This is a genomic window from Brevibacillus sp. MS2.2, assembly GCF_013284345.1.
GTDB classification, from domain to species: Bacteria; Bacillota; Bacilli; order Brevibacillales; family Brevibacillaceae; genus Brevibacillus; species Brevibacillus brevis_C.
The window spans coordinates 144362-157649 of record NZ_JABSUZ010000005.1; the positions used below are offsets into that span (position 1 = coordinate 144362).

The following is a 13288-nucleotide window of genomic DNA, read 5'->3' on the forward strand; positions in this document are numbered from 1 at the left end:
TTGCACCTACCTGTACTGTTTTATGTGGGCGAAGGGTTGTTTCATACCAGTTTAAAACGGCATGACCCAGACGATCTGTTGTATGCGTACAAAAAACGTAGAACCTCCCGTCTGTAGTACCACATGGTCAGGTAGCACATCGACAACGATTCCACGGACATTTCCCTGGGTTGTTTGAATGGCAGCTTCACGCTTTATAACACTCTGCAACGTCTGGTACAAATAAGGGTCAATGAAGGAATTCATAGAGGGGGTACTCGACGCTGGTTGTGCTTGTGTCTGAAAAGGATACGAACTCATGACGTTTTTGGACTCCTTCCTGTAGTTCCTCCCTGTATTTTATGCCCAAGGGTTGGGATGGGTGAGTGCATAGGAAGTTTCTTCACGGAGCAAGCTTCTGTCAAAAATAGAGTAATGTTAACGTCAACAAACCTAACGGACTCTCTGGATCCTTATATATCGGATACATAAAAATACGGAATAAAATTATTTATAATTACATTTGATGTACTACCAAAACATGGTATCATGAACTCAAAACATGACACATTCTATCCTGTAGGAGTATTGAAGTGTTAAACATTAATCCGTTATCAGTATTGTGGGCTACATTGTTTGACTTATTAGGTAGGAACTCAGTTCTCTTCTTTTGTATTGTACTATTTATAGTTCTACTTATATGGCTTTATAAAGTTTGTGCACAACGTTCCAAAGAAGCACAAGAAAAACTCATCAAGGATCTCTCTTCGAAAGTGATTGCGTACACTGAGCTAAAGTACAGTGTTCAATTATACTTATTACATGGAACAACAGACTCTCTAGAAAAACTATATAAAAAGACTGCTGAAGTTAGTATTATTATTAGTCCTAGTCTTTTAACAAGATTAAATCGTTTCTGCCAACTAAAGTTAGGAGATGATCTCGCTACTATAACTTTAGAAATTGATAATAAGATTTCGGACTTTAGACGTAAACTTAGCATAATTAACGAAGAGGACTATGATTTTGATGGTCCTTTTGGTAAGTTATTATATTTCGTCTCATTGTTAAAACATGTTACACAGCCGTTATTTTTGGCTTTACTAATTATTGTTACGATTTTTTTAATTTTGATTTGGTTGTATTCATTTACAACAAGCACCTCTGATTTAGACAAGTTGTTAATAATGATTTATGGTTTCGCTCTCGTTCTTTGGATTCTCTCAATTTTTGCGAGTATGGAGATTATTGCTGAAAGCAAAATAAATTTTTCCTTACTAAGTATTATTAGATTTATCACTTCAATTATATTATTGGCATCTCCGGTTCTATTTATTTTTAATTATGGAGGAATAGTATTTACCGTTATCCAAGTTGTCTTTTTATTTCTATTACCTCGTTTGCGTGAAAAACCTCTAGGACGTTAGACTTTGAGAATATGTAATAAACATAATCAAAAAAGAAATAATGGTTGAGAAATATGCTACTACCTTTGGCAAACCAAACCTAACTGTACATAGGTTACACCATTCATTCGGTACCAAATTCCTATAATAACTATCCCGATCCTGTATTAACGCAAAGAGCAATGCATCCATAAAAACATTCAAATTACAGCATATAGGTCCATCGCCTCATATAAATTCAGGAATTCTAAAACCTTCTTCTGACTTCTGATATTTAAATGTCATAAGTGTTTTGTTTCTCTTAGATTTTAAGGCACACGAAAGGCTGCATTCCCTAGTCTATGGCTGCAGCCTATTCCCGTATAAAGAAATATTAAATATACTGAGTTATTTAGATATTGATACCTATCATTTTTAATTGTTGCTTGACATCCCCGTTTAGGGATTGGGACTAAACCTGCTACCCCACTTCGCCCCGTTCTCTAACCATAGCCCTCTAAACTCCTCAATAGTAAATGGTTCATCTATAGCATCGTCGTGAGAACCTGACTGATAACCACAACAGTGATAACTTTTTTGACTTGCATGCCCTATCTCACGTATATAGGTGTTAATTCAATCCATTGTACCCGCAAACTCTACATGTCTACATTAAATATTCTTACTCCTTACCTTAGGAGGGTTTGGTAGAATATAATCAAGTATTTATACAAAATGCTTTTTTGATTTTTATGTTAATATTAAATTTTCCACAAAATAATTCACAGCTTAAAATTTTTAGTCCTAACCGTTTTGAGGTAATTCGATTCCAAAACAACGATCCCCTGCCAACCAGACAGGGGATTCTCTTGCTTTCTATTTAATTTGCTACACGTTTGACAGCGGGAACTACTGCGATTTGCTCCTTTTTCGCCAACGTACTTTCCGTTTGATCAATCACATCTAACTCTTTCATCCGGTCCAACACAACCGCTTGCCGTTCTTTGGCTCGGTCCCAGTTCTTTATCGGGGAGTAACGCTCTGGTCCTTTTGGTAAAGAAGCCAGCATTGCCGCTTCTCCCAGTGTTACCGCTCGATCCCCTGTTTCTGTTGCTTTTTTTCCGAAGTAAAAGGGAACAGCTTCGCCAATCCCGTATTTTCCGTGCCCGAAATAAATAACGTTGAGGTACATTTCGAGCAGTTCTTTTTTGCTGTATCGCTGTTCCAATTGCAAAGCGATCGCGATTTCCTTCCCTTTTCTGGTCATCGTTTTATCGTTCGTCAGAAACAGGTTCCGCGCCAACTGCATGGTAATCGTACTTCCGCCCTGCACGTAGGCACCTTCCTTGATATCCACCCAGATTGCCCGGCTCAATCCAATCGGGTCAACCCCTGGATGCTGCATAAACCGGTGATCCTCTATCGCAACGAACGCCTTCCACACATGGTCGGGCATTTCGTCCAGCTTTACATAGCTATTGGATTGCTGTACAGCAGCCAGCTTTTTTTCATCTATCCATATATTCCCTGTCCACGCGAGCACGATCGGTGCCAGGATGGCTACCATCATGATCACGAGAAAACTGATACGCAGTCGTTTTTTCCAACGAACACCGAGATTCTTGATGCTCTTGGGCATGCTTGCCGCTTCATACAAGTCGGTGTTTCTTCCTAATGGGATTGGAAGGTGGTTCATGCTGCATTCCCCCTTGCCTTGCTTCTACTCACATTGTAGGGGATGCGCGCATTTCGTCCCATCGAATCCACTTACAGCAATCTTACAATTTCGTAAGACAAACCATTACGAATGCTGATCTTGCTGTGCCTCCTGCTGTCGCAGCTCGATCCGTCTGATTTTACCGGAGGTCGTCTTCGGCAGTTCCTGTACAAATTCGATTTTGCGCGGGTATTTATACGGAGCTGTTAATTGCTTCACATGGTTTTGCAATTCCCCGATCAACGCTTCGGATGGCTCATTCCCTTTTTTCAGGATGACAAAGGCTTTTACCACATGACCACGCTCTGGATCTGGACTAGCAACCGCCGCACATTCCGCTACTGCCGCGTGCTTCACCAACGCATCCTCGACTTCAAACGGACCAATTGTATATCCACCTGAGATGATAATGTCGTCTGAACGTCCTTCGAACCAGATGTAGCCATCTTCGTCCATGCGACCTTGGTCACCCGTCACGTACCAGTCGCCGCGAAACGCTCTGGCTGTTCGCTGGGGATCATCCAGATAGCCTTTGAACAGCGCTACCATATGGCGATCAATGGCAATATCGCCCACTTTACCTACCGGCAGCTCGGCTCCTTCTTCGTCAATAATAGCGATCCTTACAACTGGCGATGGCTTGCCCATCGAACCTGGCCTCGGCTCCATGCCGACAAAGGTACCCACCAGCAAAGTATTCTCTGTCTGTCCGTATCCGTCTCGCACGGTCAAATGGAATACGCGGCGGAATGTGTCGATCACTTCCCGATTGAGCGGTTCACCGGCGGAACATGCGGAGCGCAAAGCGGACAGCTTGTATTGTTCCAAATCCGTTACTTTTGCCATGATTCTATACTCGGTTGGCGTCGCACACAAGACAGAAACCGGATACTTTTGCAGAATTGTCAAATAATTTTCCGCAGAAAACTTTCCTTTATAGACAAACGCAGTCGCTCCCAGCCCTAACGTAGAGACAAACGGGCTCCAGATCCACTTGGCCCAACCAGGCCCAGCCGTTGCCCAAACGACGTCACCTTCACGAACGTCCAGCCACTGCGTAGCGGCCACAGCCAAATGCGCAAACGGCCAACCGTGAACGTGCATAACCCCTTTTGGTCCCCCAGTCGTCCCTGATGTATAAGACAGGAAGGCCAGCTCATCCGACTTCGTGTTTACTACCTCAAATTCTGTGTCCTGCCCCTGGAGCAACCCCTCAAGCGAAATCCACCCTTCTTTCTCTTCGCCAGTCGTGATGTAGTGTTGCAGTGTAGAACAGTTACCTCTCGTCAGATCAACCTCACTCATTGCTCCCGCGAAGCTGATCACAGCCTTGACTTTTGCATGATTGATCCGGTACTCGATATCTTTGGAACGCAGCATCTCTGACCCTGGCAAAATCACTGCCCCCAGCTTCAGCAGTGCCAAATAGAGACCATAAGCCAATGTTCCTCGGGAAACCAGGACGAGTACCCGATCCCCATGCTCAATTCCAATGGAACCTAGACCATTTGCGATTTTGTTTGAATATTGGCGCAAATATTCGTACGTAAGGATACTTTCTTGACCTTGTTCATCTAGCTCCCAAACCGCTCGTCTCTCCGGATGTTTTTTCGCCCATTCGTCCACCTGGGCAGCGAAGTTATAGTTCACTGGCATGTTTAGTTCCATAGGCACATCTCCACCTTTTCTAAGAGTGATGAATAATAATTCGACATAACTATAATTCTTACCTTTTTCTTTCGACAAAAATGGGACAAAAAAAGGCCAACCTTTTGCATGGGGTTGACCTCCCTTCTTTATTCCTGTCACTCTACTTGCTCCGTGATCGTTGCAGCCTGCCCAGAACGCTGTTTTCTTTTTTCCCTCCACTCTTGAAAGCTGCCGACAATTCCGCTCGGAAAGCAGAGCACGACCAAAATATAGAGCAAGCCAAGGAAGATGACCCATCTCTCGAATATGGGGTGAAGCTTCGCCAACTCAGTCAGCCCGTGATGCGCCAGCTCCACGATCCCCGACCCCAAAATAGAGCCAAATAGCGTTCCCAGCCCACCGATCATGCTCATTAAGAGCGCATCCAGCGTCGTTTCAATCGAAAATACCTGGGTGTTTACGAATCGCAGCATGACCGCGTACAAGCCTCCACTAATTGCAGCAACCACTCCAGCGACAATGCTGACGATTACCTTATAATGAAGAATTTGATAGCCTAATGCTTCCGCGCGTTGTTCATTTTGACCGATGGCTTTCAGTACCTTTCCGAGTGGAGAGCGCGTAAACGCCCGCAAGATGACGAACAGCATGACCATTAGCATTAGGCATACATAGTAAAAGGACAAACGATCACGAAACAGCTCAGGCACCGGGAAGGTGAAGCCATCGCCACCCATCGTCAGCGAGCGCCATTTTTCTGCCAACACGAATAGCAGTTGGGAAATCGCCAAGGTCAGCATCGCATAAAAATGACTTTTCAATCGCAAGGACAGCATCCCGATCACATAGCTGAGAATACCGGAGAGCACGATAGCAACGAGTACGCCAAGCAAGAAATAACTGATCGTCGCCTCAAAATTTTTCAGGAATAAAGACACGGAGTACGCACCTATTCCGAAAAACATACAGTGTCCGAATGAGACGATCCCCGTATAGCCAAGCAACAAATCAAAGCTCATCGCAAAAATCGCAAAGATAAAGATTTGGGTGAACAAGATGTACATGCTTCGCGAGTCAGAAAGAATCGGCAAAACCGCCAAGGATAGAAAGACAAAAACAATAAATCGATGGTTCAACAATCCGGACGTAGTCAACGCATGATCACCCCTTCGCTCCAAACAGGCCGGATGGTTTGATAAGCAGCACTGCCAGCATCAGCAGCATATTCACTGCCAGTGAAAGCTCTGGAACGAAGTAAGCCATAAACGAGCCAAGCACCCCTACTAAAAGCGCCGCAATCATAGAGCCTTGAACGCTTCCCATCCCTCCGACAATGACGACGATGAATGCCAGAATCGCATACTGCATACCCATTTCCGCAAAAATAACCCCCGAATACGGGGCCAGCAGACTTCCTCCGAGCGCGGCCATGCCTGCCCCCAGCAAAAAGACGAAAGTAAACACTCGTTTAATATTGATGCCGAGTGCCTGCACCATTTCCTTATCGATGACACCCGCTCTGACGATCAAGCCTAGTCTGGTTCGCGTCAATAACAGGTGCAACCCGACGTACACAACTATTCCCACTGCGATGACGAACAAGCGATATGTGATCAATATGATGTCGCCAAGCTCGATGCTCCCTTGCAAATAATCTGGTAATACCGCCCGAATGGGATTGGGGCTCCAAAATACCTTGAGCAGTTCACTTATTACGAGCATCCCGCCCAATGTCACGAGCAGTTGCTGAATGTGATCACCGTACACGGGACGGATCAGCACGCGCTCTAACACGAAGCCAAGCAGCATACCAATGGCTACAGCCCCTACGATGGCCAGAAGAAAGCTATCCGTCAATCCGAAAAGCCATACACCAGCAAAAGCTCCCCAGGCAAACAAACCACCGTGAGCAAAGTTCAATACACTCATTAAGCCAAAGATCAACGTGAGCCCGGAAGCGAGCAAGAAAATGAGTGTGCCTGTCGCCAGTCCATTTACAAGCAAATTAGTCGCGACATCCATTTCATCCTCCCCCTCCCTGTTATACGCTCAGGCAATGCCCAAATACTTTTGTCGTGTATCTGCATCATCCTTCAACTCCTGCATCGCGCCACCGCGGACAATTTTCCCTTCATCCATCAAGTAGTACTGCTCGCCGATCATGCTCGCCATCATAAAGTTTTGCTCAACTAAAAGTACGGTCGTTTTCTGCTTCATCGAATCGATGTGGAACATGAGCTTTTCCACCATGATGGGCGCCAGTCCCTTGCTCGGCTCGTCAATTAACAAGAGTCCGTTGCTGTTCACATAAGCTCGTGCAATCGCCAGCATTTGCTTTTGACCACCGCTTAAGTGCCCACTTTTCTTTTTCCAGTAGTGACGCAGATCAGGGAATAGATCCAGCATCCACGCGAGCTTTTCTTTTTGTTCGTCGTCATTCTTTTGCATGACGAGCCGGAACGTCTCTTCTACCGTAAAATCATGAAAAATTCCTTGATTCTCGGGCACATAGCCAATCCCCTTACGCGCAATGGAATAGGTCGGCAGATGTCCGATTTCTTCTCCTAGATAGCGGATTTGGCCATGACGTATCGGGGCAAGCCCCATGATGGAACGAAGCGTCGTTGTTTTACCCGCTCCGTTTCGACCAAACAAAACGGTAATACTGCCCGCTTGCACGGATAGCGAGACACCCTGCAAGATGTGAAACTGGTCGAGGTACGTTTCGATCTGATCAAGTTGCAGCATCATGCTTATACAACCCTCCCAAGTAGGCTGACTGCACCTGTTCATTTCGCATCATGTCAGTCGGTGTCCCCTCAGCCAATAGCTCTCCATGAAACAGAACGACCATGTGATCGGAGAGTGATTTGACCATGTCCATCTTGTGTTCAATTAGGATGATCGTACAAGAATGGCTTTCCTTAATCGATTCGATCACCTTCAATACAGCGGGGACTTCTTCCAACGAAATCCCCGCCGTCGGTTCGTCGAGTAAGAGAACATCTGGACGCAGTCCAAGAAGCATGGCTAGCTCCAGCTTTCGTTTCTCCCCATGAGCCAGTAAGCTTGCCTGCACATCCGCCTTTTTTTCCAGCAATACCAGATGCAGCAATCGCTCGACTTCCTCAGTCTGTCGCATCTGATCTCCTTGGGAAATCCATAAACGAAACCGAACGCCCTGTGCGGCTTGCACTGCTAATCGAATATTTTCCCGCACCGTTAGCTTGGGAAATAGGTTTGTCAATTGAAACGAACGGCCAATACCCAATCTCGTTCGTGCTGCTGGGGGCAAGTGTGTAATTTCTTGCCCCTTGTACTTGATCGTTCCTTGCGATGGAGTAAGCTGTCCGCTTAACAAGTTAAACAATGTCGTCTTTCCTGCTCCATTTGGTCCGATGATCGACGTAAATCGCTGCTTCGGTATTCGTAGCGATACCTTGTTTATGACTGTTTGCTCCCCGAATGCTACGCTGAGGTCAACCGTTTCCAACAAGTAACTCATCACACACCTCCTCTACTTCTGGTTCCTGACAGGTGGTGCTGTCTCTTCAATCGTCATCTCCCGGACGAGTACAGGCACAGGATGATCGACTCCGTCTTTTTTCTCCAGTTTGATCGCGTACAACGTTTGCAGTGCCTGATGGTCCTCCGCCCGGAACTGCATCTGGCCCTTCGGCGTATCAAAGGTCATGCCTTCCATCGTAGCAATCAGCTTTTCCGAATCTGTATCAGCGTTGGTCTTTTTCAGTGCTTCCACAATCGCTACGGCTGCTGTCATCCCACCTGCCGTAAATAAATCTGGAATCTCGCCATGAAAACGCTTCTTGTGCTCATCGATGAGCCAATCGTTCATTTTCGTTTTCGGGAGCGAATGGTAATACACCGAGAAACCTTCCATTCCGATCATAGCCTCCATCGTTTTCAAGGCAGCGATATCAGGTGCTCCCGTAGATACCTTGATGCCTTTTTGCTGAACCTGCATATCTTGAAGCTGTTTCCACGGGGAGTTCGAACCTGCCCACGTGATGAACACATATTCGGGTTTGGCGCTGATGATTTTTTGGATGTTGGCTGTAAAATCAGTCGTGTTCGTGTCCACGTATTGCTCTTCGATGATGACAGCCCCTAATTTTTCAGCCGCGGTCTTAAAGGCTTCGATCCCTTCTCGACCGTAGGCGCTGTCTTGGGCCATCGTCGCGATCTTCGTTCCTTTGGAAGCAATCGCCGCAGCACCAGCAACTGCGTCCTGCGAAGAATTTCGACCTGTGCGGAAAATGTACTTGTTCCAGTTTTTCCCGGTGATACTATCTGCTACAGCCGGTTCTACAACCATGATTTTTTTGTACTCCTCTGCCAGGGGAAGGACAGCTAGCGTATCGCCTGAGCTCGAGGAGCCTACGAGAAAATCTACCTTGTCCGTCTCCAAAAGCTTCGTCGCTTTTTGGACGGCAACATCCGGCTTCGTCTCCGTATCTTCCACGACAAACTCGATCTTTTTACCAGCGATCTCTCGCTTGCCCTCAGTTGCATAATCGAGTCCGAGCTCAAAACCTCTTGCCGTCTGCTTGCCGTAGCTCTCCAATGGCCCCGTAAGGGAAGCGAGTACACCTACCTTGATCGTATTACTACCAGATGAAGCGCTTTCATTTTGACTGCAACCAACAACAAGCACGACTGACATCGCTAGCGGGAGCAACATTTTCCATCCTCTTCTTTTCACGTCCGTTCCTCCTCAAGAGTCAAACTGTTCATTGCGATTCGGCTAACCATTCCAGTACCGTTGCAGCCCACGTATAGCCAGTTCCAGCACTGACAGCTACGACAATATCCCCTGGAGCCAGACGTCCCTCTTGCTGTGCGACATGTAGTCCAATACACGGATCGAGTGCAGACAAATGCCCGTAATGATCGAGATAGACAGCCTGCTCCTCGCGAAGTTGCAAACGTTCCAACAGCTCCAAGAACATCGAACGCTTTGTGTGCAAAGGAAGCAGCAGCTTCAAATCCTGCAAGGAACGGTTGCTTTTTGCCAATGCCTGCTCTACTACATGAACAAAATTCGGTATCGAGATGGGATCAAGTCGTTCTTTCATATCGACCGGATTCGGCACATCGATGTAGTGGAGTCTGTTTTCCACCGTTTCATGACTAGGTTGGTGCCTCGAGCCGCCTGCGGGAACCCTTATATCATCGTGAAAAGAACCATCGGTAATGACACAGCTGTGGAGAATTTTGCTCTTTGTCGCACCTCGCTTTACGAGAGCCGCTGTCCCCCCATCTGCAAAATTAAACATGAAGCGTGAGCGAGGATTGTCGTAATCGACGATTTGTGATTCCTTACAGCCAGCAACCAGCAAGATGTTTTCAATGGATGCATCTGCCGTCAGCATATCTTTGGCAACCTTCAAGGCGATTGGAAAGCACGAGCTGACGTTCATCATCTCGAAACCGTATGCGTTTGTTGCTTTAAGTTCGTATGTAATCTTCGGTGCGCTGGACCATACATAGTAATCTTTGTGCGGACTGCCGAAGTAAATAATCACGTCAATCTCAGATGGATCAATCACCGATTCGGTTAGCTGTTGGGCAGCGAGCACAGCGAGGTCTGATGCATGAAGGGTATCATCTGCGACATGCTTTTGATAAAGACCGAATTTTTCGATAATGACTCTTATGGGGATTCCTGTCTTTTCAGCCAATCGCTCGGCTGTTTCTACTCCCTCTGGAAAAAATACGGACGTCGCTTCCACTCCGATGGTCTGCTCGTGAATCGTATTTGCATCAAAATGATTCATACTTTCGCTCCTTCCCTCGGTACGAGCATCGTCGCTGTTCCAGTCAGAACTACTTTTCCATGTTGATTCGCACATTCCGTAAGCAAGCGGATTATCCCCCGCTCTTCCTGATATTCCAACACGGTGGCGGTCGCAGTGATCGTGTCTCCAATCAATACCGGAGCCGTAAACTGAATGGTTTGCTCCTTGTAAATGGAACCGATGCCAGGCAACTGCATCCCGAGCAATCTGGACAACATGCTCGCCGTCAACAGTCCATGTGAGATACGCTGGCCAAACCGCGTGTCTTTTGCGTACTGTTGGTCGATGTGCACCGGATTGTAATCCCCACTCATTCCCGCAAATAGGACGATATCTGTTTCCGTAATCGTTCTACTAAAAGATGCTTGTTCCCCTATTGCAAATCTCGCCATGTGAATCACCTCATTGCGTAATGGAATCGCTCTTCAATCTGGTCAATGCTTGCTTGACGATTTTCCCTGTTGCATTGCGTGGCAGCTCGGTTAAAAACACGAATGACTTCGGGATTTTATACTTCGCCAGTCTTTGCTCACAGTGTACTTTGATGTGTGCTTCCGTGATGACTGCACCTGATTTGGGCACAATAAACGCCTTCGCGACCTCTCCCCATTTTTCATCGGGTATACCGACGACTGCGGCTTCCTGAACGCCATCCAGCTCACCGATGACCTGCTCCAGCTCCAACGGATAAATGTTCTCCCCGCCTGAGATAATCATATCTTTGCGCCTGCCTACGATATAGGCGAACCCTTCTTCATCAAAACGCGCCAAATCCCCTGTGTACAGCCAGCCATCCCGGATGGTCTTGGCTGTTTCTTCTGGTCTGTTCCAGTACTCCTTCATCACATTCGGACCTTTGACGAGCAGTTCTCCGATTTCGCCCTGACCCACGTCTTTTCCGTCATCCGAGATCAGGCGGACTTCACAAAACATAACGGGCTTGCCGATTGAGCCGGCTTTTCTTTTTGCATCTTCCTTCGCAATCATAAACACGGTGGGGGATGTTTCTGTTAGGCCGTATCCTTGTCCAAAAGGGAGGCCTCGCTCCTGAAAATGCTGGATGAGTTCCATGGGGCATGGAGCGCCGCCGTTGTAAAACCAACGGACGGAATCGAATGATGTGGTAGCAAATAAGGGACTTTGACGAATGGCTTCATGAATGGCGGGCACACCCATCACGATGGTGACTCGGTGTGTTTCCATTAATTGAATTGCTCTATCAGGGTCGAACTTCCCGGCGATAACAACGCGACCGCCAGCAAGCCATGTTGGGAAGGCAAACAGTCCGATTCCCCCGATATGAAAGAGTGGCAATAAGACAATCGAGCAGTCTTCTGAGGTGAGATCAAGCGCGGCTACATTGTGTACGGCGTTCCAAAACATATTTTCTTGGGTGAGCACTGCTCCCTTTGGCTTTCCTGTCGTTCCTGATGTATAGCAAATGATGTATGGATCATCTCCACTGCCGTCATCTGCCTCGGTCCTACTGTGCTGGGATGACTCACTCGGGTCATCCTGGTTACAAGGGAGCTCTCCCGGTTCCAGCCATATCATGTGCGCAATACTGGCCTTCGCCTTGATCAGCTCAATCGTGGCAGCGAATTCCGGCTGGGCACATAACACACGGATACCACTATCCTCAAACTGATAGTCTAATTCGGCAGGGGTCAAGCGGATATTAAAGGGGACGGCAATCGCACCGAGTTTGGCGATGGCAAACAGCAAGAGCACATACTCCAAACTGTTCTGGGACAAAATGCCGATCCTGTCTCCCTTTTTGACCTGTAGCTCATGCCGTAAATAGTTGGCAAGACGTTGGATCTGCTCATTCATTTGCTGATACGTAAGTGATTGATCGTTGGCAATCACTGCGATCCGCGTCGGAGTGATTCGGGCTCGCTTTTCAATCCAATAAGCAATTCCGTGCATGAACTCTACTCCTTTGCCTATAAAATGGATCGGTTACGGCTTGGCAGCAATCCCTTTCATAATCATCGACATGGCTGTTTCTAACACCTCTTCCGGTACGTCTTCATTTTCCCAGTAAACCCAACGCATCCCGATGAATTGTCCGATCGACATGAGACAATAAGCCAGCGTCTCATGATCCATCTCCCGAAACGCACCTTCGTTCATAGCGTTTTTCAGACTTCGTACGTACCCCGCTGCCAATTTGGCGTAATACCAGCGATACAGCTCCTGATCGACGAGGGCAGCCTGTTGAATAATGCTGTACATGTTGCGATGATGTTTAATCCAACGAAAAAAGGCCAGAAATCCCAGGCGCAAATTCTCTTCTTGTGTGGTCGCACCCATGATCGCTTCTTTGATCGTTGAACGAAGCTCTCTGCTCAGCTGCCTGATCAATTCATCATAAATCGCTTTCTTCGACTCAAAATAATTGTAAAACGTTCCTTGGGACACCTGTGCATGCTGTGTGATCAAGACGATAGACGCATCATAATAGCCCAGCTCACCAAACACATGCTCTGCGGCATCCAGTATTTTTTTGCGGGTCTCCTGTCCTTTTTTGGTTAAAACAGGGGTAGGCAGACTATTTTCTGACACCTGAATCACCTCTCAGTTTTTATTATATGTATAATTCAAAATATTACAACACATTTCTCGATGTTCATTTTCAGCGAACGGAAAACGGTATGATTCCCATTGGCAGAAATTGACGCGAAACGATCTGTACGAACAAACGTCATATATATTACAAGAGCTCCCATGCGAAT

The 13288-nt window shown here is 46.7% G+C and carries 13 protein-coding genes; 1 reads left to right on the forward strand and 12 read right to left on the reverse strand.

Annotated elements, in window-relative coordinates:
- Positions 1 to 51: 51 nt before the first annotated feature.
- Positions 52 to 300, reverse strand: coding sequence for a YuzF family protein (locus HP568_RS06310; protein ID WP_173628649.1), 249 nt, complete (start codon positions 298 to 300; stop codon positions 52 to 54).
- 272 nt (positions 301 to 572) lie between these two features.
- On the opposite strand from HP568_RS06310, the gene HP568_RS06315 reads away from it, so the two are divergent.
- On the forward strand, positions 573 to 1406 hold the full coding sequence (locus HP568_RS06315) for a hypothetical protein (protein WP_173628650.1): 834 nt from the start codon (positions 573 to 575) through the stop codon (positions 1404 to 1406).
- An 838-nt stretch (positions 1407 to 2244) separates the two neighbouring features.
- On the opposite strand, the gene HP568_RS06320 is transcribed toward HP568_RS06315, so the two are convergent.
- The 11 genes from HP568_RS06320 to HP568_RS06370 all read right to left on the reverse strand — a co-directional run bounded on the left by HP568_RS06320 (position 2245) and on the right by HP568_RS06370 (position 13118).
- Entirely contained in the window at positions 2245 to 3060 is an 816-nt protein-coding gene (locus HP568_RS06320; RefSeq protein WP_048032747.1) for a transglycosylase domain-containing protein, read from the reverse strand.
- A 105-nt stretch (positions 3061 to 3165) separates the two neighbouring features.
- Positions 3166 to 4749 (reverse strand): acetate--CoA ligase, encoded by a 1584-nt coding sequence (locus tag HP568_RS06325; protein WP_173628651.1) that lies wholly within the window; start codon positions 4747 to 4749, stop codon positions 3166 to 3168.
- 137 nt (positions 4750 to 4886) lie between these two features.
- Positions 4887 to 5885, reverse strand: coding sequence for a branched-chain amino acid ABC transporter permease (locus HP568_RS06330; RefSeq protein WP_173628652.1), 999 nt, complete (start codon positions 5883 to 5885; stop codon positions 4887 to 4889).
- Positions 5886 to 5892: 7 nt separating this feature from the next.
- Positions 5893 to 6753 (reverse strand): branched-chain amino acid ABC transporter permease, encoded by an 861-nt coding sequence (locus HP568_RS06335; RefSeq protein ID WP_173628653.1) that lies wholly within the window; start codon positions 6751 to 6753, stop codon positions 5893 to 5895.
- A 27-nt stretch (positions 6754 to 6780) separates the two neighbouring features.
- Entirely contained in the window at positions 6781 to 7482 is a 702-nt protein-coding gene (locus HP568_RS06340; RefSeq protein ID WP_173628654.1) for an ABC transporter ATP-binding protein, read from the reverse strand.
- Positions 7466 to 8236, reverse strand: coding sequence for an ABC transporter ATP-binding protein (locus tag HP568_RS06345; RefSeq protein WP_173628655.1), 771 nt, complete (start codon positions 8234 to 8236; stop codon positions 7466 to 7468). Before HP568_RS06345 ends, HP568_RS06340 begins: the two co-directional genes overlap by 17 nt.
- A gap of 12 nt (positions 8237 to 8248) precedes the next feature.
- On the reverse strand, positions 8249 to 9415 hold the full coding sequence (locus HP568_RS06350; RefSeq protein ID WP_375154924.1) for a substrate-binding domain-containing protein: 1167 nt from the start codon (positions 9413 to 9415) through the stop codon (positions 8249 to 8251).
- 67 nt (positions 9416 to 9482) lie between these two features.
- Positions 9483 to 10529: a 3-oxoacyl-ACP synthase gene (locus HP568_RS06355; protein WP_173628656.1), complete on the reverse strand. Its 1047-nt coding sequence runs from the start codon at positions 10527 to 10529 to the stop codon at positions 9483 to 9485.
- Complete coding sequence (locus HP568_RS06360; protein WP_048032740.1) at positions 10526 to 10942, reverse strand: MaoC family dehydratase; 417 nt, start codon at positions 10940 to 10942, stop codon at positions 10526 to 10528. The genes HP568_RS06355 and HP568_RS06360 overlap by 4 nt, the downstream gene beginning before the upstream one ends.
- A 10-nt stretch (positions 10943 to 10952) precedes the next feature.
- Complete coding sequence (locus HP568_RS06365) at positions 10953 to 12479, reverse strand: o-succinylbenzoate--CoA ligase (RefSeq protein ID WP_048032739.1); 1527 nt, start codon at positions 12477 to 12479, stop codon at positions 10953 to 10955.
- Between the two features lie 33 nt (positions 12480 to 12512).
- Complete coding sequence (locus HP568_RS06370) at positions 12513 to 13118, reverse strand: TetR/AcrR family transcriptional regulator (RefSeq protein WP_017248223.1); 606 nt, start codon at positions 13116 to 13118, stop codon at positions 12513 to 12515.
- Positions 13119 to 13288: the final 170 nt, after the last annotated feature.

Excerpts from the sequence above, each read along its gene's own strand:
- HP568_RS06340 (WP_173628654.1), bottom strand. The coding sequence starts at position 7,482 with ATGATGCTGCAACTTGATCAGATCGAAACGTACCTCGACCAGTTTCAC.
- HP568_RS06335 (WP_173628653.1), bottom strand. The coding sequence starts at position 6,753 with ATGGATGTCGCGACTAATTTGCTTGTAAATGGACTGGCGACAGGCACA.
- HP568_RS06350 (WP_375154924.1), bottom strand. The coding sequence starts at position 9,415 with ATGTCAGTCGTGCTTGTTGTTGGTTGCAGTCAAAATGAAAGCGCTTCA.
- HP568_RS06345 (WP_173628655.1), bottom strand. The coding sequence starts at position 8,236 with ATGAGTTACTTGTTGGAAACGGTTGACCTCAGCGTAGCATTCGGGGAG.
- HP568_RS06310 (WP_173628649.1), bottom strand. The coding sequence starts at position 300 with ATGAGTTCGTATCCTTTTCAGACACAAGCACAACCAGCGTCGAGTACC.
- HP568_RS06355 (WP_173628656.1), bottom strand. The coding sequence starts at position 10,529 with ATGAATCATTTTGATGCAAATACGATTCACGAGCAGACCATCGGAGTG.
- HP568_RS06365 (WP_048032739.1), bottom strand. The coding sequence starts at position 12,479 with ATGCACGGAATTGCTTATTGGATTGAAAAGCGAGCCCGAATCACTCCG.
- HP568_RS06320 (WP_048032747.1), bottom strand. The coding sequence starts at position 3,060 with ATGAACCACCTTCCAATCCCATTAGGAAGAAACACCGACTTGTATGAA.
- HP568_RS06360 (WP_048032740.1), bottom strand. The coding sequence starts at position 10,942 with ATGGCGAGATTTGCAATAGGGGAACAAGCATCTTTTAGTAGAACGATT.
- HP568_RS06325 (WP_173628651.1), bottom strand. The coding sequence starts at position 4,749 with ATGGAACTAAACATGCCAGTGAACTATAACTTCGCTGCCCAGGTGGAC.